The organism is Eubacterium sp. 14-2, from assembly GCF_000403845.2.
Classification (GTDB): Bacteria; Bacillota; Clostridia; order Lachnospirales; family Lachnospiraceae; genus Petralouisia.
In genome coordinates, this window is sequence record NZ_KE159568.1 from 1,440,427 (window position 1) to 1,464,142 (window position 23,716).

19 protein-coding genes and 1 riboswitch are annotated in these 23,716 nt (G+C 43.5%); of the genes, 15 read left to right on the forward strand and 4 right to left on the reverse strand.

Annotation, left to right across the window (positions count from 1 at the left end; translation table 11 throughout):
• The first annotated feature begins 35 nt into the window (after nucleotides 1–35).
• The gene (locus tag C805_RS23460; protein WP_016216535.1) at nucleotides 36–2,057 is read left to right on the forward strand and encodes a methyl-accepting chemotaxis protein; all 2,022 of its coding nucleotides are present in this window, start codon (nucleotides 36–38) and stop codon (nucleotides 2,055–2,057) included.
• A gap of 188 nt (nucleotides 2,058–2,245) precedes the next feature.
• Here C805_RS23460 and C805_RS23465 read toward each other — a convergent pair whose 3' ends face one another.
• A complete protein-coding gene (locus tag C805_RS23465; protein WP_016216536.1) occupies nucleotides 2,246–3,946 on the reverse strand; it encodes an ABC-ATPase domain-containing protein in 1,701 nt (566 codons plus the stop codon).
• A gap of 142 nt (nucleotides 3,947–4,088) precedes the next feature.
• Between C805_RS23465 and C805_RS23470 the strand changes: the two genes are divergently transcribed.
• The 11 genes from C805_RS23470 (at nucleotide 4,089) to C805_RS23515 (ending at nucleotide 16,703) form a co-directional block, all read left to right on the forward strand.
• Entirely contained in the window at nucleotides 4,089–5,306 is a 1,218-nt protein-coding gene (locus C805_RS23470) for a 5-bromo-4-chloroindolyl phosphate hydrolysis family protein (RefSeq protein ID WP_016216537.1), read from the forward strand.
• 71 nt (nucleotides 5,307–5,377) lie between these two features.
• On the forward strand, nucleotides 5,378–6,514 hold the full coding sequence (locus tag C805_RS23475) for a toxic anion resistance protein (protein WP_016216538.1): 1,137 nt from the start codon (nucleotides 5,378–5,380) through the stop codon (nucleotides 6,512–6,514).
• Nucleotides 6,515–6,571: 57 nt separating this feature from the next.
• Complete coding sequence (locus tag C805_RS23480) at nucleotides 6,572–7,237, forward strand: response regulator transcription factor (protein ID WP_016216539.1); 666 nt, start codon at nucleotides 6,572–6,574, stop codon at nucleotides 7,235–7,237.
• On the forward strand, nucleotides 7,237–8,490 hold the full coding sequence (locus C805_RS25560; protein WP_016216540.1) for a sensor histidine kinase: 1,254 nt from the start codon (nucleotides 7,237–7,239) through the stop codon (nucleotides 8,488–8,490). The genes C805_RS23480 and C805_RS25560 overlap by 1 nt, the downstream gene beginning before the upstream one ends.
• A 498-nt stretch (nucleotides 8,491–8,988) precedes the next feature.
• On the forward strand, nucleotides 8,989–10,479 hold the full coding sequence (locus C805_RS25565) for a DUF6034 family protein (protein ID WP_016216543.1): 1,491 nt from the start codon (nucleotides 8,989–8,991) through the stop codon (nucleotides 10,477–10,479).
• Between the two features lie 35 nt (nucleotides 10,480–10,514).
• Nucleotides 10,515–12,113, forward strand: a complete 1,599-nt coding sequence (locus C805_RS23490) for a DUF6034 family protein (protein WP_016216544.1) — start codon at nucleotides 10,515–10,517, stop codon at nucleotides 12,111–12,113.
• A gap of 30 nt (nucleotides 12,114–12,143) precedes the next feature.
• Entirely contained in the window at nucleotides 12,144–13,037 is an 894-nt protein-coding gene (locus C805_RS23495) for a hypothetical protein (protein ID WP_016216545.1), read from the forward strand.
• 3 nt (nucleotides 13,038–13,040) lie between these two features.
• Complete coding sequence (locus C805_RS23500) at nucleotides 13,041–13,757, forward strand: hypothetical protein (protein WP_016216546.1); 717 nt, start codon at nucleotides 13,041–13,043, stop codon at nucleotides 13,755–13,757.
• A gap of 77 nt (nucleotides 13,758–13,834) precedes the next feature.
• Nucleotides 13,835–14,473, forward strand: a complete 639-nt coding sequence (locus tag C805_RS23505) for an ABC transporter ATP-binding protein (protein ID WP_016216547.1) — start codon at nucleotides 13,835–13,837, stop codon at nucleotides 14,471–14,473.
• Nucleotides 14,470–16,038 (forward strand): COG1361 family protein, encoded by a 1,569-nt coding sequence (locus C805_RS23510; RefSeq protein ID WP_016216548.1) that lies wholly within the window; start codon nucleotides 14,470–14,472, stop codon nucleotides 16,036–16,038. Before C805_RS23505 ends, C805_RS23510 begins: the two co-directional genes overlap by 4 nt.
• On the forward strand, nucleotides 16,035–16,703 hold the full coding sequence (locus C805_RS23515) for a hypothetical protein (protein WP_016216549.1): 669 nt from the start codon (nucleotides 16,035–16,037) through the stop codon (nucleotides 16,701–16,703). The genes C805_RS23510 and C805_RS23515 overlap by 4 nt, the downstream gene beginning before the upstream one ends.
• Nucleotides 16,704–16,872: 169 nt before the next feature.
• Here C805_RS23515 and C805_RS23520 read toward each other — a convergent pair whose 3' ends face one another.
• From C805_RS23520 to C805_RS23530, 3 genes are all read right to left on the reverse strand, one after another.
• Entirely contained in the window at nucleotides 16,873–17,394 is a 522-nt protein-coding gene (locus C805_RS23520; RefSeq protein ID WP_016216550.1) for an ABC transporter ATP-binding protein, read from the reverse strand.
• A 125-nt stretch (nucleotides 17,395–17,519) separates the two neighbouring features.
• Complete coding sequence (locus C805_RS23525; RefSeq protein ID WP_242832710.1) at nucleotides 17,520–18,524, reverse strand: FecCD family ABC transporter permease; 1,005 nt, start codon at nucleotides 18,522–18,524, stop codon at nucleotides 17,520–17,522.
• A 14-nt stretch (nucleotides 18,525–18,538) separates the two neighbouring features.
• Nucleotides 18,539–19,153, reverse strand: coding sequence for an ABC transporter substrate-binding protein (locus tag C805_RS23530; protein ID WP_016216553.1), 615 nt, complete (start codon nucleotides 19,151–19,153; stop codon nucleotides 18,539–18,541).
• Nucleotides 19,154–19,228: 75 nt separating this feature from the next.
• Nucleotides 19,229–19,371, reverse strand: a riboswitch (adenosylcobalamin (AdoCbl) riboswitch).
• Nucleotides 19,372–19,796: 425 nt separating this feature from the next.
• Between C805_RS23530 and C805_RS23535 the strand changes: the two genes are divergently transcribed.
• From C805_RS23535 to C805_RS23545, 3 genes are all read left to right on the forward strand, one after another.
• The gene (locus C805_RS23535; protein WP_016216554.1) at nucleotides 19,797–21,011 is read left to right on the forward strand and encodes a PocR ligand-binding domain-containing protein; all 1,215 of its coding nucleotides are present in this window, start codon (nucleotides 19,797–19,799) and stop codon (nucleotides 21,009–21,011) included.
• 15 nt (nucleotides 21,012–21,026) lie between these two features.
• Nucleotides 21,027–22,085, forward strand: a complete 1,059-nt coding sequence (locus tag C805_RS23540) for a response regulator transcription factor (RefSeq protein ID WP_016216555.1) — start codon at nucleotides 21,027–21,029, stop codon at nucleotides 22,083–22,085.
• Between the two features lie 146 nt (nucleotides 22,086–22,231).
• Nucleotides 22,232–23,371, forward strand: a complete 1,140-nt coding sequence (locus C805_RS23545; protein WP_016216556.1) for a 1-propanol dehydrogenase PduQ — start codon at nucleotides 22,232–22,234, stop codon at nucleotides 23,369–23,371.
• Nucleotides 23,372–23,716 lie beyond the last annotated feature (345 nt).

Below are 23,716 nucleotides of genomic sequence, written 5' to 3' on the forward strand. Positions count from 1 at the left end.
TAATAGGAAAAGAAAAAGTAAGGAAGGTGCAGAAGATGGAGGAAAAAAACAGAAACGGTGAAAGAGTAAAAGCTCTCAGAGGAGTAAAAGGAAAACTGCTGCTTGCAATTATTCCATGTGTGACCCTTGCAATTATTTTAATTATCATATTTTCTTACACCTTTTCCAAAAAAATAATTACCAGCAGAGCCAAAGAACAGATTACAGCGGAATCCAGAACAGAGACAGGGGAAATAGAGACCTGGTCTGCTGAGATTCTTTCCACGCTGAAAATGATTCAGCATGATCTGAATACCATGAATATGGATGAAGAAACGAAAAAATCCTACCTTCAGTCTCTTGTGGGAATGAATGAGAATTTTCCCACGGGTGTTTATATCGGTGATGACCAGGGAAATTACCTGGATATGTCAGGCTGGGAACCGGGGGATGATTTTGTGGTAACAGAGAGAGACTGGTATCAGGAAGGACTGAATCACGAAGAATTTACATATGGAAAGCCGTACCCTGACGCAGAAAGCGGAGAATATATTGTCAGTGCCACCACAATGTTAGAAGAAGCAGAAGGAGTGAAAACAGTTGCGGCGGCAGATGTATTCCTGAACAGTGTTTCCGAGAAAATTTCAGAAATTAAAGTAATGGGGAAAGGTTCTTCTTTTCTGGTGGAAAAAAACACAAAAGAAATTCTGGCCCATCAGAATAAAGATCTGATTGGAAGTATTATCACAGAGCAGGACAATGCTTTTCTGAAAAAGGTTGCGGAAAAGATAGACAACAATCATCCCGATGCAGAACTGATTAAAGTGGAGAAGGATAATTATTTCGTGGTAACAGAGCCTGTGGACGGAACGGACTGGGTATTGATTTCTGCCATCAGAGAAAAAGATATTTTAGGGGATTTATACAGCCTTCAGGAGAGAATGATTTTCATTCTTGTTCTGGCAGTTCTGGTTATTACTCTGGTTGTAATTCGTATTGTCCATGTGATAATTCTGCCTATCCGAAACCTGACTGAAAATATCGGTAAAATTACAGACGGAGATTTTACTGTGGAAATTGAATCGAGAGGGCAGGATGAAATTTCAAAAATGGGAAATGGAATGCAGAATTTCATTGAAGCCATGCGTAAAACCATCGGAGAAATTTTCAGTATTTCCAGTCAGTTAAATGAACAGGCGGAAATGAGCAGCGCAGCTTCCGAGACTCTTTACGATTCAGCCGCCACACAGTCTGATTCTATGCAGGAATTGAAAAATACCGTGGAAGAACTGGCAAAATCAGTAACAGAAGTGGCAGAAAATGCGACTTCTCTGGCAGTGGTAGTATCAAAAACCGGAGAAAACGGCGCAAATGCCAGAACTAAGATGGAAGAAACCGTCCGTATATCGAAAAAGGGAAGAGACGATATGGGACAGGTAAAACGTGCAATGGAAGTGATTCAGGATTCTGTGAGACAGCTGGAAGAATCCGTAGGAAAAGTAGGCGGTTCCACAGAAGAAATCCGAAAATTTGTGGATATTATCGGAGATATTGCCTCTCAGACAAATCTTCTGTCTTTGAATGCTGCAATTGAAGCGGCCAGAGCGGGAGAAGCAGGAAAGGGATTTGCTGTAGTGGCAGAAGAAATCCGTAATCTTGCAGAAACCAGCGCGGAGTCTGTCAGCCAGATTTCAAATATTACTTCTGAAATCAACAATCTGGTGGAAGATGCTGTGGAAAAAACAAAAATCAGTACGGGAAATATCAATGAGAGCAGTGATCTGATTATGAATGCTTCAGGAACTTTCCAGAAAATTTATGAAACAGTGGGAACTGCCAATGAGATGGTTCAGCAGATTATTGAAAATGTGGAAACAGTAGATGAAGTGGCAGCTTCTGTGGCTGCGATTACAGAACAGCAGTCTGCCTGTGCAGAAGAAATTCTTGCGACTTCAGAAAACCTTGCCCTTGAAGCTGTCAGTGTAACGGACAACAGCGGAAGTGTGGCTCAGTCTGCCCAGAGTGTGGCGGTAAATGCAGAAAAACTGGCCGGTGAAATGAAACGGTTTAAAGTCTGATATCTGGAATGCAGTCCACAGCAGAGTACCTGTTCAAACACAGTAACGTGTTGATAAAGTAACTCTGCTGTGATTTTTTCTCTTATAGAAAAGACCTTGTCACGCTAATGCGTGAAAGTATCTTTCCTATAAGAGAAAAATAATATGCGCGGAGAATCCTGCTTTGCAGGATTCTTTGTTCTAAAATACTATATTTTCAGTGAACGATAACGGTTCAGACAGGCAAAAATTTCCTGTTTTCGTACCATGGCCAGCCCGCCGGGAACATAATTTCCTTTACAGACAGCGGCAAGGCCTTTTTTATCCAGAAGTCTTAAGAGTTCTTCCACTGTCTCAGAAAGGCTTTTCTTTCCGTCAAACAGATGGAGTTGTCCGTATGTTGTCAGATGTCCCAGCGTAACAAGCTGTTCTGTGTCTGTAAGCTGTTCCACATATCTTAAATCAATGGTATCCCGATTGATAAGAATGGAGTCTTTGCCCTGCGTTTTCATTTTAATTCTGTCATTTTTACGAAAACTCTGGTCTGTTTTTACCACTCTGTCAAAAGAGGGCTTCTGACTGGCAGGTGCCTTTTCACTGGGAATGGGAAATGCTTCTGCTTCTTTTCTGGCCGATTCCGTAATGTCTTTCGGGAGATAGTGGTTCATCTGGATGATACAGTCAGCTTTGTGAAAATAGGAACCGGAACTGCCGGCAACCAGTACAGTGGAAATTCCGTATTTTTCATAAAGTTCCTGTACCCGGTCAATAAAAGGGGTGATGGGTTCAGAATCCCGGTTTACTACCCTCTGCATGAGTTCGTCCCTTATCATAAAATTAGTGGCACTGGTGTCTTCGTCAATCAGCAGAGTCTGTGCTCCGGCTTCCATGGCTTCCACCACATTTGCTGCCTGAGAGGTACTTCCGCTGGCATTTTCAGTACAGAAGCGGACAGTGTCTTTTTTATTGGGAAGATTGTTGATAAACATGGAAATATCTGTGTGTTTGATACTTCTTCCGTCTTCCGCCCTGATTTTTACAGCGGTATCATCTGTAATCACATATTCCCTTCCGTCTCCGGCAATGTGATTGTAAACGCCAAGTTCCAGTGCTTTCAGCAGTGTGGATTTGCCGTGGTAACCGCCTCCTGCCACCAGGGTAATGCCCTGACGGATGCCCATACCTGTAACAGCTCCAAGATTGGGCAGTTCCAGTGTAACTTCCAGGGATTTGGGTGACTGGAAGGGAACGGCCTTCTTCATGGGACGGTCAGACACTCCGGATTCTCTGGGCAGAACAGAGCCGTTGGCCACAAAAGCGGTCAGTCCAAGACGGGAAAGCTGTGTCCGGATAAACTTCTGGTCTTCTGCCAGTTCCGCGTTTTTCTGAACTGATTTTTTATCGAGAGATTCATAGAACATTGATTTTTTCACACATCCTGGAAGAAATTCAAACAGGATTTTAATTAATTCCCGGCTGTTTATGGTTCTGCCGTTGGCAGGAAACCCGATTTCCATACGGATAATAACCCCTCCATCAGGCTGGATTTCACAGCCGGTCCGTTCCAGAATTTCCTGTCCGCAGCGGCTGACAGACATCAGTCCGCTTTTGCCGGATCCTTTTGCCTTAAAGGTAAAGGTTTCCACTTCTTTTGAAAATTTCCGAATCAGATAGTCCTGCAGAGCAATCCGTTTATGTTTTTCCTGAAATAAATCTGATGGAAATCCGGCATTTTTTCCGGAAACATGAATACTTACTCTGGAAGGGGCGGCAAAGGGGTCTCCCTGTACATGGTCTATGGACAGCACATAAGTTTCGAACTGATAGCTTCCTGCTGTATCTTTATAAGCCGGATAACCTCTGTGATCAATGCGGTTTAACAGTTCTCTTAAATCATGATATGTTTTCATATGTTTTCTCACTTTCCTGTGTGGTAATTTATTCTACCATCCTGTAAAAAATAATACAATACCAATTAAAGTGTTGATTTTGGAAAGATGATGGTACATAATAAGATAGGTACATAAGTCAGATTTACTTTTGGAGGAATCTATGGATAATGAATGGGAAAAATTTGGAAAAGATATTCGTAATATTGTAGAAGAAGCAGTAAATTCCCAGGATTTTCGTCAGTTGAACCGGACCATTACAAATACTGTAAACGAAGCGGTCAGCAGCATCCAGAATGGACTGAAGACAGCGGGAGAGGCAGTAAACCAGGCAGTTTCCCAGTCTTTTCCGGAAAAACGGCGCTGTAAAACCGGGGAAGAAAAGGATCAGAAAAATAAATCCGGGGAATCGGAGAAGATGGAAGTTTCTGCCAGACCGGAACTTTTTAAAAAGAATACATCCTTAAAAGCCGGAGGCCTGGTGCTGACAGTTTGCGGTTATACGGTCAGTATCGGAATCGGAACAGCTGTGATTATACTGATTCTCACTGGCATGTTTCTGGGAAATTTTAATATTGGAATTAAGATAGCGCTTTCTGTTCTGGTTCCGTTTCTTTTGGTAAGCGGAATTATGGCATGGAAAGGAACCAGTATTCTGTCTGCCTTAAAACGTTACAGGGAATATATAGCGGATTTGCATGGAAGAACTTACTGTAATATCAGAGAACTGGCGGATAAACGTGGAAAATCTCCTCATTTTATTCTGAAGGATATTAAGAAAATGATTGACAGGGGATGGTTTCGGCAGGGACATCTGGATCATGACAATGCCTGTCTGATTGTCAGCCATGATACTTATCAGGAATATGAAAATATTCAGAAACAGCGGATTCAGCAGAAAGAGCTGGAGAGGCAGACGTGCCATGGAGAAAATGATTCTCTTCATCCGGAGGTACAGAAAGTGATTTCTGAGGGAAAAGAGTATATCCGGAAAATACAGGAATGCAACAGGAAAATTGCAGGAGTGGAAATATCCCGTAAAATTTCTCATATGGAAATGCTGATACAGAAGATTTTTGAACGGGTGAAAGAGGATCCTGGTTCACTGGAGGATATTCAGAAACTTATGGAATATTATCTGCCAACTACCGTGAAGCTGCTGGATGCTTATCAGCAGCTGGAGAATCAGCCGGTACAGGGAGAAAACATCAGGAATTCCAAAACAGAGATAGAACAGACGCTGGATACTTTAAACATTGCTTTTGAAAAATTGCTGGACAGCCTGTTTGAGGATGTGGCCTGGGATGTATCTTCTGATATTTCCGTACTGCATACCATGCTGGCTCAGGAAGGTCTGACAAAAGATGATTTCAAAAAGTAAAATCTGGAATTAATTTTATTAAAAACAGTGAAACAGACGGATATCAGGAAAAACAGAAACGGAGGATAATCATGAGTGAAGGATTGGAATTTGCAAATGCACCCGTATTGACGCTGGAGCCGTTTCCGGAGAAAGAAGAAGTTGCAGCAGTAAAGGAAGAACAGACGAAAGAACCGACCTGGGATGACAGCATACTGACAGAAGAAGAGCGTCATATGGTAGATCAGTTTACCAGTCAGATAGATTTGCATAACTCCGATATTGTGCTGCAGTATGGAGCGGGAACTCAGAAGAAAATGGCAGATTTCTCAGAGAAAGCTCTGGAAAATGTACAGACCAAAGATCTTGGGGAAATCGGTGTTCTGCTTACCGGCGTGGTAACGGAGCTGAAAGGATTTGATGCGGAGGAAGAAAGAGGATTTCTGGGAATTTTCAAAAAATCTTCCAGCAAATTAACTGCCCTGAAAGCAAAATATGATAAAGCTGAAGTAAATGTCAGTAAAATCTGTAAAATTCTGGAAAGCCATCAGGTACAGCTTATGAAAGACGCCGCTGTTCTGGACAAGATGTATGAGCAGAATAAAGTATATTTTAAGGAACTTTCCATGTACATTCTGGCAGGAAAGAAGAAGCTGGAACAGGTTCGAAAAGAGGAACTTTCTGCTCTGATTAATAAGGCAAATCGCTCCGGACTGCCGGAAGACGTGCAGGAGGCAAAGGATCTGGAAGCTCTGTGCACCCGGTTTGAGAAGAAAATCCATGACCTGGAGCTGACCAGAATGATTTCCATTCAGACGGCGCCTCAGATTCGTCTGGTACAGAATAATGATACCATTATGGTGGAAAAAATTCAGTCCACCATTGTAAATACCATTCCTCTGTGGAAAAGCCAGATGGTTCTGGCCATGGGCGTGGAGCATTCCACTCAGGCCGCTCAGGCCCAGCGGGAAGTAACGGATCTGACGAATGAACTGCTGAAAAAGAATGCAGAGCGTCTGAAGGTTGCCACTGTGGAGACAGCAAGAGAATCCGAACGGGGCATTGTGGATATGGAAACACTGCGTATAACAAATGAATCTCTGATTTCCACGCTGGATGAGGTAATGCGTATTCAGAAAGAAGGGAAGGAAAAACGCCGGGAGGCAGAACAGGAAATGTATCGTCTGGAAGGAGAACTGAAGAAAAAACTTCTGGAGATTCAGGGATAAATAAGAAAACCCTGTGGTTTCTTTTCCTTTTTTCGTTATAATAAAAATGGTGATAATATGAAAAAAATACTGGTAATTGAAGATGAAACAGCCATTAACGATTTAATATGTATGAATCTGGAAATCACAGGATATCAGCCTGTGCCCTTTTTTGACGGAGAGGAATTCAGCCGTCATCTGAAGGAACAGGATGATTATGCACTGGCACTGCTGGATATTATGCTTCCGGGAAAAGATGGATTTGCGTTGCTGGAGGAACTGAAAGAGCATAATATTCCGGTTATATATCTGACTGCCAGAGGTGATTTGCCCAGTAAGGTAAAAGGATTGAGAAGCGGGGCGGAAGATTATATTGTTAAGCCCTTTGAAATGCTGGAACTTCTGGTTCGTATAGATAATATTCTGAAACGCTGCTCAAAAGATGAAACTGTGGAGGAAATATGTATTCGGGATGTTGTTATTAACGAGAAGAAAAGGACTGTACACAAAAACGGGGTGGAAATTTCCCTGCAGCCCATGGAATTTGACTGTCTGCTGGTATTCTGGAAATATCGGAACCGGGTAATTACAAGAGATCAGATTCTGAATATTCTCTGGGGTGTGGATTTTGAGGGAGAGAGCAGGACCGTAGATGTCCATGTGGGAAATATCCGGAAAAAACTGGATTTTTCTGATGTGATTATTACAGTGCCAAGAGTCGGTTACCGGATGGAGGTGCCCTGATGGATATGATAAAGAAGATTGCTCTGACTGCGTCAACCATGCTTTTTGTGTTGGCGCAGGCTTTTTCATTTTATGTGATTTTTACCAGCCGGCAGGAAAAAATTGACCTTCTGAAAGAGAAAGAAATCAGGATTTTTGAAAATGCTGTTATGGAGTTGAATAAAAAACTTTTCATATCAAAGTATAATAATGGGATACCGGATTATGTTATGGTTTATCATTTTCGGGAAAATATGCCGGAGCATTCCGCATTATACAAAGGAGAGCAGGAGTTGTATAACAGCAGTCCCTATGAGTTCAATGTGGAACAGGCAAATGCGCAAAAAGACGGGTATTCTTATAATTTCAGGCAGGAACGGATGAATGGCAGGCATATTCTTGTTATATATGAGAAATTTAATGGAGGATATCGTCTCAACAGCCAGGAGACATATACTTTTTTCTACGGGATTGACATAACCTATCTCTATGAAAAAAGCCGAAATCTGGTGATTCAGGAACTGGTGATTTCTTTTACAGCATCTTTTGGAATGGCGCTGCTTCTTGTATTTCTTATTAAGAAAATTACAAAGCCTCTTCAGGCAGTTAATGAGGTTCAGCGACAGTTGATTGGAAGCATGTCCCATGAATTAAAAACCCCCCTGACTGCCATCAGGGGTTATTCAGAAACTCTTCTGAATGTAAATCTGTCTCCGGAGCAGGAGAAAAAATCCCTTAACTATATATATCAGGAAAGCGGGAGGCTGTCCCGTCTTTCAGAAAAAATGATGGAACTGACAAGATTATATGAACCGGAATGTAAGATTTCTCAGCAGGATATTTCAGTAGAGGATCTGTTTGACGGAGTGGAGGAAAGCATGAAGCACAGGCTTCAGGAAACAGGAATAATTCTTGTGCGGGAAGGAAATTATCAGGGGAAAATCAAAAAACTGGATTCAGATCTGATGACCAGTTTCCTGATAAATCTGATTAATAACAGTATCATGGCTTCAAAGCCGGGGAGTCGTATTTATCTGGGTGCAGATGACAAATCTCTGTGGGTTCGGGACGAAGGATGTGGAATTCCTGCAGAGGAAGTGGATAAAGTCCGTAAGGCTTTCTATCGTGTGGATAAATCCCGTTCCAGAAAAAGCGGAAATATGGGGCTTGGGCTCGCTCTCTGTGAGCAGATTGCAGCAGTACACCATGGAAATATGGAAATCGAGAGTAAGGTGGGGGAGGGGACCAGGATTGCTGTAATACTGAATCCGTGAATGAAACAATTTTATTCGACTGGGAAGTCCTCAATGTCCCACAGAAGATGATTTGATGGAATTTTTAAGTGCAATTTTTTATCCACAGAAAAAAGATTTTCTGGTCACAATACAAAAATATATAGATTTTTCTCAGAATAAGGAGTTGTTGAAGGAGGTGTCTCATATGGATGGTCTTGGAATGAGTATTCTGGAAGAAGGAATAGAACAGGGTATTGAGCGTGGAATGAAACAGGGAATAGAACGTGGGAAAGCAAAACAGACAGTGAAATAGCCAGGGAGTTCATATGGATCTGTGGAAAACAGGAAAAACGGAAAAATCCGGTAGAAAAAGAAAACTGCCGGATTTATTTATTATTCTATCTGATAAGAAATACTGTAAGCATTCAGTGGTACAATCGGCTTCTGAGGCAATCTTTACAAATCCTTTACAAATGAGTGAATATTCCCGGAACATAAGCTGTTATCATTAATTTATCAACATGACAGGAGGAGCTTATGAAGAGAAAATATATAACAGTTCCTGCAGCTCTGCTTTGTATCAGCATTCTGGCAGGCTGTCAGGAAACACCGGAAAATTCTATTGTAAAGCAGAAGGGTTCAGATAACATCAAAGAATATGAAAGTTCTGAAGGTTCCATTCATGATATGGTTAAGGCGCCGGAAACATACAAAAATCTGTCTTCCTATGAAAACGGGGCCCTTGTTATAGACACAGATGCAGAAGTAATTCTGCCGGAAGTGGCTTCTATAAATACTTATAATGTTTCTGCCCAGGAAGCAGATCAGGAAATGATTGACAAAGTGACTGATATTTTTTTTAAAGGAGATAAGATTTACCATTCCTATACTTATAATGTGCTGACAAAAGACTGGTATCAGGCAGATATTACAAGACTGAAACAGTATAAGGCAGAAGGAAATACAGATCCATACGAATACGGAAAAGATGAAAACGGGGAATTACATTTTAACATTGATGAGGTGATTGCCAGAGAGGAAGAATTTATGGCAGAAGCTCCAGATGAGGTGATAAAAGAAGAAGTTAAGCCATGTTTTGGACTGGAATGGGTAGATGGCAAAGGAGAAGAAGCACAGAAAGTAGTGGATGAGACAGAGTTCCGGGGTATGGTGGAAACAGATCATGGAATTTACAGTTATGATATCATAAGTGGAACCAATACCAGAGATTTAAAGTTTGATATTGAAAAAAAGAGGGAGGATTTACCGGATGAAAGAATGTTTTCCATATGGCAGGAGACAAGATATCTGATGGATTCTGAGGGAGATGGATATGAACCTTTATCGGAAGATACCATAAAAAAATTTCTGAATATTTCCTATGAAGATGCAGAAAAAGCTGCAAAAGATAAAATAAGTCAGCTTGACTGGGACTGGGAGCTGACAGACTGGGATTATGCAGTGTTTAAATATGGAGAAGAAATGACGTCTGAAGATAATATAATGGACAGCGGATATATCTTTTATTTTACCAGAGTAGTGGATGAAATTCCTGTTACTTTTACAGATTCTTATGGCGGAGCGTTAGAAGATATGGACAGTACGCTGATTCCCTGGAGTTATGAACGATGTGAGATAATTGTGGGAGATGACGGGATTCAGAAAGTGGAAATATATAACCCCTATGAAGTGGAAGGAATACAGACAGAAAATGTAAAACTGATGGATTTCGACAGCATTATAAAAATATATGAACAGATGATGGAAGTATCCAATGCGGATGTGACGTCCTTTGAAAAACAGAGGACTTACCATATCAGAAAAATTAAATTGGGTTACGCCAGAATTTATAATCCCACAGTAGATAATACAGCAGGAATTCTGGTACCGGTCTGGGATTTTTTCGGCGGATTTGATTCTGAAATGGACGAATATTCCAGAAAAGATTCCGGAGAGCATTCCAAACGGAGTTTTATGACCATCAATGCTCTGGACGGAACTGTGATTGACAGGGAGCTTGGTTACTGAACATATATTTCATAAAGAAACGGGAAGGAGAAAAAATGGGAGAGGTAAAACAAAGGAAAACAGGTTTCAGAAAGAGATGGGGGACAGTTTTTATATCCATACTCTGCATGGGTCTGCTGGCAGGCTGTCAGGAGACACCAGAGGACACCATTGTACGGCAGAAAAAGTCAGACAATATCAAAAAGTATGAAAGTAATGAAGAACATCCGGAAGAAAAACAGGAAACAGAGGAGAAACAGGGAAATCCGGAAGAAAAGAAAGAAAATGTAAAAAGAGTGCTGGAGACGCCGGAACGCTATAAGAATAAGGCTTCCTACCAGAACGGAAATCTGGTGATTGATACGGATGCGGAAATTCTGGTACCGGAAGGCGATCATATGAACACTTATAAAGTAACAGCACAGGAAATGAATCAGGAACTGATTGATAAAATAACTCAGGCATTTTTTGAAGGGGATAAGATTTATCAGGAGTATGGTTATTTTCAGTGGACCAAAGAACAGTATCAGCAGGATATTACAATGCTGAAAAAGTTTAAGGCAGAAGGAAATCTGGACCCTTATAATCTGGGAACCTATGAAGACGGAAGCAAAATTTTTGATATTGACAGTGTAATTGAATACGATGAGGAAAATATGAAAACTGCGCCGGATGAAATAGAAAAAATCGAAGTAACGCCTTCTTTTGGACTGGAATGGGTGGAAGGATATGGAGAGGAAGCCACAAAGCGGGTGGATGATAACAGGTTCAGCGGTGCAGTGGAGACTGACAACGGGGTTTACACTTATACCATTTCCGGAAGCGACGGATATACTGCAGATGTGCGGGTGCTGATTCAGAAAACCAGAGAAGATATGGCAGATTTCCGGGTGCCGAAGAACTGGTGGGATGGAAGGATTGAACTGGACAATGAATATATATCCAAAGAAGAGGGAAAACAGCCTTCCATATCAGAAGAAACCATTCAGAACATGTTGAATATTTCCTATGAAGATGCAGAAAAAACAGCCAGAGAAAAAATAGACAGACTGGGCTGGGACTGGGAAATCACAGACTGGGACTATTCCCTTCTGAAAAGCGGATACGATAACCTTACAGAAGAGACTTTACTGGATGCGGGATATGTTTTTTATTTCGGCAGAGTGCTGGATGGAATACCTGTAACCTTTACAGATTCTTATGGAGGAGCCTGGGAAGATGCGGACAGTACGCTGGTTCCCTGGAGCTATGAGCGATGTGAAGTGATTGTGGGAGATGACGGTATTCAGAAAGTGGAAATTTACAATCCTTATCATGTGGAAGGGATTGAGACGGAAAATGTAAAACTGATGGATTTTGACAGCGTTATGCAGATATATGAGCAGATGATGGAAATATCCAATGCAGACATTCTGCAGTATGCAGAAAATATGACATATCATGTGAATAAAATTCAGCTGGGCTATACCAGAATCTATGATCCCACCGTGGAAAGTACCACAGGGATTATGGTACCGGTGTGGGACGTATTCGGAGGTTCTCAGACAGAGTATGAAGACCATACGGAAATAAATACGGGAGAACATTCCAGACAGAGTATGCTGACCATCAACGCTCTGGACGGAACGATTATTGACCGGGGGCTTGGATACTGATTTATCACAGGAAGAAAGGGGAACAGGAAGATGGAAGGGGCAAGACAGGTAACAGCGGCAGTCAGATGGAATTTCCTTGGATTTTTTAAAAATCCGAGGGTAATCATCACCTTTCTGTTTTCCTTTATTCTCTGTTTTTTCCTGAGCGACCGGGCCATGATGGTGGCAGATTATTATGATTCCTCCATGCAGGCACTGGAGCCTTTTATCTGGACTTTTGGAGACGCCGATTCCATTCTGCTCTGTTCTCTGCTGCTGATTCTGCTGTTTCTGGATTTGCCGAAATTAAGTCCTTTTACCCCTTATATGCTTCTTCGCATGAAAAAGAGCCGGTGGCTGCTGGCACAGTTTTTTTATATTTTTCTGGTAACCGTGCTGTATATGACATATGTGCTTCTGGTGACCGGAATTCTCTGTATGCAGAAAACTTATCCTGGAAATATCTGGAGCAAGACAGCGGCCCTTCTGGCCTATTCCGGTATGGGGAGGGATTTATCCGTTCCATCCACAGTAAAGGTGATGGAAAGTACCACTCCGGTGTCCTGCAGCTTTCAGATTATGGTTCTCTTAATCTGCTATGCCTTAACTTTAAGTTTTCTGATGCTGCTTTTTCAGATGAAATCAGGAAGAAAGGCTGCCATCGGCGCCGGGCTGTTTTACAGTCTGTTCGGGTTCCTTCTGAATCCCGATATTCTGGCGAAAATACTCCGCAAAGAAGAATACGAAATGTTTCTGGTACGGAGGATTACCGGGTGGGTCAGCCCCCTGAACCATGCCACTTACGGAATGCATGATTTTGGGTATGATGTGCTTCCGTCTATTGGCCAGTCCTGTATGATATTTCTTGTACTGCTGCTGTTTTTGTCCTTTCTTTCCTTTTATACACTGAAAAAATACAATTTTAGTTCTTTTACAGGAGATTGACGTATGAAAGAATTATTACGGGACAGAGGATTTCAGGCTGCCGTGCTGGTAAGTTTTCTGGCCATGGCGCTGGGATTTCCTTTCTATCAGGCAAAAATTCCGTTAAATCCGGGAAGTTTTCTTGAATTTTATCAGACTGCACTGGAAGCTCAGACCATGTTGTTTCTGATACCTGTTGCAGCAGTGCTTTCGCCGGGAGCTGCCTATGTGCGGGAATCCTCCAGTGGATTTTTAAAACTGTATCTTACCAGAACCAGCCGGATGGAGTATATCAGAACAAAAACCTGGAGGATTTACGCCGGAGGATTTCTGCCCTTTTTTCTGGCGGGGACCGGAGGATTTCTGCTCTGCTTTTTCTTTCTCTATCCTCTGGAACTGAAAGGAAGTATTTCCTGGAAAGAAATCCGCAGTGTTCTGGAAATTCTTCTGCGCATCAGCTTTACAGGAGGAATCCTGGCAGAATTTTCCGGTATTTTTGCAGTGGTTTTTCGGAATTATTATATGGCTTACGGGCTGCCCTTCGTCATTTATTATATGATGATTATATTAAAAGAAAGGTATCTGCCGAAACTGTATGCCTGGTATCCGGGAGAATGGGTTGTATGCCAGGAAGACTGGGGAACAGACCAGATGGGAATCTGGATATTTTTCCTGGTGATTTCTCTGGCAGTAATGCTGATACACAGCCTGATTTTATATCGGAGGCTGCGGGAAATTTAGTTCCACAGCCAGGAGATGTGCAGATATGGCAGCAACGGGGGTACTGGCCTGAAACAGGAATTTATGGAGAAAATAACATGGACGTTTATATTGAAATCAGTCATGTGACGAAAAAATTCGGGGACGACGTGATTTTAAATGACATTAATATCAGTATGGAACAGGGAAAAGTCTACGGAATTTCCGGTAATAATGGTTCCGGAAAAACGGTTCTGATGAAATGTATCTGTGGATTTCTTCCGGTAACAGCAGGATTTATACGGGTTGGGGGGAAAATCATCGGAACAGAGATTGATTTTCCGGAAAGTATCGGCGTAATTATAGAAACACCGGGATTTCTGACAAATCTGACAGGTATGCGGAATCTGGAAATTCTGGCCGGGCTTAAAGGAAAAATTTCCCGAGAGGAAATCCGCCAGACCATAAGAAAAGCGGGACTGGATCCAGGATTAAAAAAATCTGTGGCAAAATATTCTCTGGGGATGCGCCAGCGTCTCGGAATAGCCCAGGCAATTATGGAAGATCCGGAATTTCTGATTCTGGATGAGCCTTTTAACGGACTGGATAAACATGGAGTGGAAGATATTCGAAATCTTCTTCTGGATTTGAAAAAGAATGGAAAAACCATTATTCTGGCCAGTCACAACAGCGAAGATATCCGAATTTTATGCGACAGAGTTTATGAGATGGACGGAGGGAGGATACAGGAAGTATGAGATGCAGAAAAAAGAGATGCAGAAAATTGTGTGGGAAAAATCGGGTACAGGGTTTTTTTCTGATAAGTATCATTCTGTGTTTTGTTCTGGCTGTGTCTGTCACGGTCAGGGCGGAGGGTCTGATAATTTCGGATGACAGTCAGAAAAAAGGCGGATTTATCACCATTGACGCCAATAAAAAGTACGAGGGTATGAACGCTCCTTTTTCCAAAGGATATGAACCTTCTGTTAAGAAAAATACCATGACGCTGGTGGTTCCTTTTATGATGAAACAGGAAACGGAGCAGGACAGAATCGTTGTGGGTATTTCTTTTGAGCGTGAGGAAAACAGCCCTTTTTACTATAAAAACTATCAGAAAAAAGTAAAGAAGTCAGAAGATGGAATTTATCTGTACCGGTGCAGAATTCAGTTAAAGGAAGACCGGGTAAACGGTCAGTATCCCCTGCGCCTGTGGGTGCAGGCTGAGACGTCAGAGGAACGGCTGCAGCAGGAATTTAACATTTATGTGGAAATTACAGACGGAATCCCAAAAGTTTCCGAAGAAAATCCGCCGGAGGAAAATTCAGATTTTACCATGGAAAATCAGGTGCCGGATTCTGTTTTGCCGGATGCAGGAGAAGAATCAGGCCAGCCAGCAGGAGGTTCAGGCAGCGGAGAACAGATTATCCATCAGCCCAGAGTTATGATAACAGATAACAGTCTGCAGACGGCTTCTCTGGAAGCCGGAACACAGGCACTCTGGTCCCTTTCTGCCAGAAACTGCAGCCGAAGTTATGCCATGGAAAATGTAAAGGTGACCATGACCTGTGAAAACAGAGATATTATCTTTGAAAAGACTTCCTGGTATTTTGACTGGGCGGGGGCCGGAGGTTCCATGGATTTGTCTCAGCATGTGACTGTGGGAAAAAAAGCGGCGGCAGAGTCCGTAGCAGTACAGTTTCAGTTTGACTATGAGGATAAACAGGGGACTGCCTGTACTTCCACGGAGACAGTGACTCTGTCTGTGGTGCAGATTCCTCAGGCGGAGCTTACGAATCTTTCTTTTCCGGACAGTATTTATGAGGCAGATACGGATTTGCTGACTTTTCAGATACAGAACACGGGTCTTGCGGTCATTTATAATGTCAGAATACGTCTGGAAGGCAAAGGGCTGTTTCCGGAGAAGGAACTGTTTCTTGGAACCATGGAGGCAGGTTCTTCTGCAGACGGAGAGATTTCCGTATTTGCCGGCAACCTGACCATGGATAATGAGGGAAATGTGATTGATGAAGGTGGAAAAAAATATGGCGATACCACCGGTACAGTGGTGTTTTCCTATGAAAATGAACAGGGGGAACCGGTGGAAACCAGTCAGGAACTTCACACCGCCATTAAAAAACCGCAGGTTGTGAAACTGAAAGTGGAAAAGGAAGCTCCGAAAACCAATCAGTGGTGGATAACTATTCTGGCAGGTATTTTTCTGGTGCTGATTTTGATTATCATATGGCTTTATCTGCGGATGAAGCATTATTGGAGAGTTTCCGAAATGCATAAAAATTCCTGGTCAGGAAAGGAAAAATCATGAAAAGACGTAATCTGTATAAAGATATTGTTATCGGTGCAGCAGTTATTTTTCTGATGGTTTTCTGTTCAAATCTGTGGAAAAATTATCAGAAAGAGCAGAAAATCTATGGTTTTTACATCCAGTCTGACCGGGAACTGACAGAGAAAACTGCAGAACAGTTACAGAATATTTCCGGTCTCTGCAGGTTTGAACCATCTGCTTCCACTATGGTGACAGTGGGGCTGGAAGAATATACCCTGGAAACCAGCCTGGTGGGAGTCAGTCTGGAAGAGTATCCGCTGAACTTTAAGGAAACAGAGGGGAATCTTGTTCTGGGAAATACAGCGGCGCTGTTTTTCGGTGAAGTTGCATTTCAGATGTTTTCTGACAAACACGGATACAGTCCTGATAAAAAACAGATAAAAAGCTGGACGGATGAGTATCAGAGTCTTTCTCTGTCCATAACGGATGAAGGAGGTCATGTAAGAAAGGGATATGTTGCCGGTATTCTGAAAAGTCCGGGAAACGAAATTTACATGGATAGAGGTCAGATGGAGGAAATTTTTAAGGAATCCTGTCAGGTGACGGGAGGGTATATGGAGGTTTATGGGCTTCAGAATATGAAAAAAGCCAGGGATGAACTGGAAGGGGGAGGATTTCTGGTGGAGAAGAAAATGGAGAATTAATCTGAATATCAGAGACAGACTGTAAAAGGATGAGGACAGCATACGGTTTTCCGGACGGGAGATGGTATGCTGTCTTTCCGGAAACAATAAACCAGGCAGCCGCGTCTGCGCGGATAACTGGCTTATGCCTGGGGTAAGTACCCTGTGGCTGCAAATCAGATTTACTGTTTCACACCCATCGCTGAAGAGAAGATACCATATAGCTTCTTACATTCATATTGTAAAGTTTATCCAGCAGAGAAAGATCAAAATTATCCAGGCTGCTGTAACTTTCCACCTGTCCATGGTTCAGCAGAAGCAGGGTGTCTGCAAAGGACAGGGCCAGATTCATGTCATGAAATACTCCTACAATACAATGACCCCCGGCAACAGACCAGGTTTTTAAACTTTCAATCAATTCTACCTGATAACGCAAATCCAGATGATTGGTGGGTTCGTCCAGCAGAATGACCTGTGGCTCCTGGGCGAAAGTACGAGCCAGAAATACACGCTGAAGCTGTCCTCCGGACAATCTGGTGACCAGATGTTCTCGAAGGTCCAGAGTGCCTGTAAGCCGCAGGCTTTCTTCTACTATCTGACGATCAGCCGCACTTTCTCCTGACAGCAGACCTTTTGACTGGTGGGCATAACGACCCGGCATAACGGTTTCATAGACAGTGTAGTCGAAAGTGGCCGGAGAAAACTGACTCATCAGGGCAGTTTTTCTCCTTCTTTTACATGGAAAGAGACGTCCTTTACAATGGGCGGTCCACCATAGCCGCAGCTTAAATGTTCAATTCGAAGCATAATAACCTCCATTTCTATTTCATCGGCAAATTATCGATTCCTGCGTCCTGCAAAAAAGATATACAGAAAAAAAGGTGCGCCCAACAGTGATGTGATGGCGCCGATGGAAATTTCACGGGCAGGAATCAGTGTCCGGGCCGCCAGATCACAAAGTACCAGAAAAGTACCACCAAACAAAGCGCTGGCAGGCAGTATTTTTTTATGAGCTGCGCCAAACCAGCGGCGTATAATATGAGGTACAATAAGGTCTACAAAGCCTATAATACCCACAAAAGCTACTGCGGTTCCACTAAGAGCTGCTATGGCAGCCAGAAGGATACGTTTGAGTTTCAGCAAATTGACGCCCATTGCCTGTGCTGATTCTTCACCGAAAGTCATCACATCCAGCTCGCGGGAATGAAACAGGAAGAAAATCAGTCCAAAAACAGTGGCCAGAGCCAGTACCCATACGGCGTTCCATTCTTTCATGGAAAAACTGCCCATCAGCCAGATCTGGATTCGTTCACCGTAATCCGGTGAACTGGTTGCCATAAGATTCATAACAGCGTTACAGAACAGAGAAAATACAGTACCAACCAGAATAATGGTTACGTTTGAAACACTGCTGTCCAGCCGGGAGGAGATCAATACCACCAGAAATACGGTAATCAGGGCAAATCCAAGACTTACGCCAGGAAGAAGAAAAGTGCCTGGTCCTGTTACGGTCAGACCGAATACGATTACCGTGGCCGCACCCAGTCCGGCGCCTGAAGATATGCCAAGGCCAAAAGGAGAGGTCAGCGGGTTCTGCAGGATGGACTGGGTTACAGTACCGCTTATTGCCAGTGCAGCCCCGGTGAAAAACGCCAGTATCACCCGTGGCAGGCGCATATTCAGTACCATGGCCGGATAGCTGGCAGGCAGAGTTTCTGACAGTGACGTGCCAAAAAAGTGATTTAAAATAATGGCCAGAATATCTCCAGGGGCCATATATACACTGCCAATGCCGATACCAAAAAGAAGTGCGGCCAATGCTGCAATAAACAGTACAGTCATTTTTGTGGAATATTTCATTTTGTTGTGTAATAATCCGGATAAAGAATTTCGGCCATCTGGCGCATGGCTTTTACAATGGTATGGTTGGAATGGGAGGAAGAATTACTGTCAATGCTGTATACATTTTTACTGGCGATGGCGGAAATATCTGCCCATCCGTCTCTGTCCAGAATTTTCTGTACGGGATCATCCATATAATCAGCATTTGTGAAGATAAAGTCCGGATTGGCAGATACGATAGTTTCTCCTTCTACTGTGAACCAGCCTGACTGGTCGGCCAGGACATTTTCAGCACCAATCCATTCTATCATTTCATTGATGAAAGAACCGCTGCCGCAGCTGTACATGTTGGGAGCCGGAGCAATTTCAAAATAAACCCGTTTGTGTTCTTCCTGTGGGATTTTGGATGCAATATCAGCCAGTTCCTGAAGCTGTGCGTCAAAATCCTCCAGCAGGATTTCTCCTTCTTCAGGTGCGTCAAGAACAGTAGCCAGAAATTTGATGTCGCTTTTGATTCCTGCTATGGTGTCACGATTGGGAATGCGGATGACACAGGTTCCCGTATCAATCAGAGACTGGAAAGGAGATTCCTGGTCATAAAAGGTTTCATTGGAAAAGTTTCTGTACATGGAAAAACGCCCTTTCACTTCGAAAGAGCGTTTATATAACATACAGGTTGCGGAAACAGAATGCCGCAACGTTGGTGTATGTACAAGTCCATCGATCGTGAATCTGTACCAGACAGATACAGCGAACCGGCTTAATGTATTTTGCATATTTCAGTACATATTACGGTGGCGGGACCGCGCGGGATTTTCACCCGACTTCTCTGTAAGTTTATCTGACTGATGTTTATTTATGGAAATCTCTGAATTCCACAATGTAATTTTATAGTAGATTAGTTCCACATTAATGTCAACCTGTAAAAAATTGCCGGTAAAAATTTGCCTGTATTTTTTTGCGGCAGAAAAATTTTTCAGATGATATACTTTTTTTCAGGATTAGTCATAAAAACAGTGTATTATAGAGTATGGCAGAAAGATAATATTTCTATTTAAATCTTTTTGTTCATAGTTTCTGAAAGAAAAAATAATATTACAGGCAGGGTAAAAAATTTTTCAATCACAAAAAAGAATTGTATGGATGGGATTTTTTTGTTATAATAATTAAAATAAAAGACAGATTTGAATTTTTTTGTCGTCAATTTATACAAAGACGGACAGAAGTTGTCTGGAGTGTTGAGAGACAGAATCATATCGGGAGATGGATTGTATGTTGAAAGAATCAAAAAATATATCGGATTATCTTGATATCGGTTTTCTGCAAATGCTGCAGGATAATTGTTCCAGGGCCATGGGACTGGCTTTTGTGACAGTGGACTATCGCGGATGTCCCATTACGCATTACAGTGGTTTTACCCCTTACTGTCAGCTTGGGCGGAAGCATCAGGGATTTTTTGAAATGTGCAAACAGTGTGATGCCCATGGAGGTCTGCAGGCTGCTATTACCGGAGAGCCTTATATCTACCGCTGTCATGCAGGACTGGTGGATTTTGCCCTGCCGCTGATCTGCGACGGTATTTATATGGGTTCCCTGATGGGAGGCCAGATACGGTTAAACCGGGATGAAAAAGGGGAACTGGACAGGATTCTGCCGGTTGAGACAGACTGGAGGAAAGATAAGGACCTGGATAAAGCGTATAATGAAACTCAGACAGTCTCCTATGAGAAGATTAAATCGGCAGTGACAGTGCTGCATGATTTGATTCTGTTTATGATGCAGAGTAACGGGCAGACGGGCAGGCTGCCGGAATCTGAGGATATAAACGCTGGGGAACAGTGTAAAACCTGTCCCGGTGCAGAGTTTTCTTTTCGAAAACGTGAACTTACAAGTATTAAAAATCAGGGGAAACTGCGTTATTTTTTCTTTGTGATGAATATTATTTCACAGATGGCTCTCCAGGAAAAGGCCGCCAGGACAGAGGCCATGGTATATGATTTTGCGGATATTATGCGTTATGTAACGGAATCAGAACATGAAATTTCCACACTGGGAGAAGAACTGAACTATATAGGCGCTCTGCTGCGTGTTCAGAAAGCCTGGGTAGGGGACGCTCTTCGCTTTCATATTTCAGTTCCAAAGGAATACTGGGATGCAAACTGTCCCTACATGGTTCTGGAACCGCTTGTGGGACTGGCTGTTCAGGGATGCGAGGCTGGGGAAACCCATGAAATTGAAATTCTTGCGAAAGAAGAACAGGGAGACGTGATAATTCAGGTAGTCAGCGATAATGAAGGAATGACGCTGGAAGAGATGGATGACCGGTCCGGGGGATTTTTTCAGGAGGAGGGATTTTCCCTTCATGATTCAGACAGGAGTCTGAAACGGATGTTTGGAAAGCGGTATGGCCTTTCCGTAGGACCTGGAAAGGAGGAAAAGCCGGGACAGATGGTTTGCTTCCGGCTGCCTCATAAGAAAGACGGATAAGGAGGTGTGCAGTGAATGGGCCAGATTTTAGTGTTGAATGAGAACCGGCTGGAGCGTGAAATTACCCGAAATATTCTGGCTGAAGGGCTGGAGTCCACAGAAATTGTTCCCATAGCGGAAGAAGAAACGGCAATCCGTATGCTGAGAGAAGAAAATGTGGATTTGCTGATTGCAGATGTACCCAGATTTGATCTGCGCCGGTGCGACATGATGGCGAAGGCCAGGCAGGTATCGCCGGATACCCCGATTCTGGTGACTTCCGCAGGAGTCCGTGCTGATATTGCACCTCATGTATGGCGGCTGGGACTGCAGGATTATTTGCTCAAACCCTGCCGTCCGGCCTGGCTGCTGGCAGCAGTTCGAGCCCTGAAACGGGAGGCTTCCCCCGGATTAAATGACAGAGAGGAACAGCGGCGGGAACAGTATCTGAAACTTCTGGCTGAGCAGATGCGGGCCTTTTGTTATAAAAAGTGCACAGATGTTGCAAAAGATTACCTTGCTTCTCTTCACAAAGATATACATAATAAAAGTATGATTCGGTTTCAGGTGCTTCGGTTTGCCGAAGGACTTGTACAGTTGGGAGATCCTCTGGGTTCTGCTGCCCGGACCAGACTGGCATGTATGATGGAACAGTTCAGGCTTCGATTTGACCAGCAGGTGCAGAAATATGATACCTACCTTGTACTGAAAAAGATGCTGGATGTGATTTTTACTGTTTTTGAAGAAGACAGCAGTTATCAGGTGGACAGTGAGCAGAGGGTGATCAACTTTATTGACCGCAACGTCAGGGGCGGCATCAGCCTGGATCAGGCTGCAGAATATGCAAATATGAGTTCTTATTATTTCAGCAGGGTTTTTAAGAAAATTACCGGGGTCAACTTCATTACCTACGTTACAGACTGTAAAATAGCTGTTGCTGAGGAAATGCTTGTGGAAACGGACATGCCTGTCATCAGCATTGCCTATGAGCTTTCTTACAGTGAAGCCAATTATTTCAGTAAGGCTTTTAAGCGGAAAGTGGGAATGACGCCTACGGAGTACCGGGAATTTCACTGCGGCGGAGTGACTGTCTGAACAGGTAATTCCGGCAGAACAGGTTGTAAAATGGGGGCTTTGAATCGGGTGTATATGTCTGCAGCGCCTGCTCCGATGGACATTGCGGCATACAGTTTTCCGTTGGAATTTGCGCCGCAGGCGTCAGCGGCAGAATGGAGGTTATGATGCAGGAATTCAGTTTCAGTACCAGGATATTTTTTGGAGAAGGTGCTCTGGAGCGTCTGCGCCGGGTGAAAGGCCGGCGTGTTCTTATTGTTACGGACCGCTTTATGGTGCAGATAGGGACCATAGACAAAGTAATGACCTATCTGACAGGGTGTGAAGTCAGCATTTTTGACGGCGTAATACCGGATCCGCCCATTGAAGTGGTGGCTGAGGGAGTAAAAGCCCTTGCAGCCTGCCAGGCAGAAATCGTGATTGCTGTGGGCGGCGGTTCCACCATTGATGCGGCAAAGGCTATCCGGGCCATTGCAAAGCAGACACTCTGCGCTGAGGCGGACCATATGGAATGCTTTGCTGTGCCTACCACCAGCGGCACCGGTTCCGAAGTTACAGATTACGCTGTAATTACAGATAATGCCAGAGGTCTCAAGTATCCTCTGGACAGCCAGGCGCTGCGTCCGCCTGTGGCCATCCTTGAGCCGTCTCTTACCGCCAGCGCTCCTGCGTCTGTGACAGCCGATGCAGGCATGGATGTGCTGACACATGCCCTGGAGGCTTATGTTTCAACCAATGCAAATGATTTTTCTGACGCCATGTGTGAAAAAGCCGTATCTCTGGTGTTCCGGTTTTTGCCTCTTGCTTATCAGGATGGGGAGGATTTACTTGCCCGGACAGAGATGCAGAATGCGGCGTGTATGGCGGGACTGGCTTTTAATTCCGCCGGACTGGGCATTAACCATGGACTTGCCCATGCAGTCGGCGGGAAATTCCATATTGCCCATGGACGTATTAATGCCATGCTTTTGCCGAAAGTTCTGGCCTTTAATGCAAATTTATCTCATGTGGTGGGCGGAGAGTATTCTCTGGCAGCAAAAAAATACCAGCGTATTGCAAGGATTATGGATTTTCCGGCTGCCACGGTGCGGCTTGGCGTTGCCAATCTGATCAGTGAAATAGAGCGTCTGAATCAGATGATGCAGATTCCTCCCACGCTCAGGGCATGGGGCGCTGATCTGTCCAAAGTCAGAGAAATGCGCGGAGAGCTGGCAAGGGCTGCTCTGGCAGATGCCACTTACGCTACCAATCCGCGCAGGGCAACTGAAGAAGAAGCAGCAGTTCTGATTGACCAGATTACAGGTTAATCAAAGAAGTAAAATATTTTAACGGATTAAATTACAGACATTCAGGAAATTGGAAGCGGGAGTGCCAGGCTGAGAAATCAGCAGGCAGTCCCGCTTTGTTCTTCTATAGGAAATTCCTCTGGATTTCCTATAGAAGAACAAAACAATGATGCGCAGCTCGCGGGGGTGATGTTTATTGCTGCGCAATCCGCTCGCGCGCGGAGAATGCGTATAGCGCATTCTTTTTTCTTCTACAGGAAGACGTTTTCGCGCTTTAGCGTGAAAGATAATTATGTGCATTTTTATAAAAATAAATCAGGAGATTATGCCTTTGTGCAGATAAGAAGGCAGCCTGACGTCTGTTTC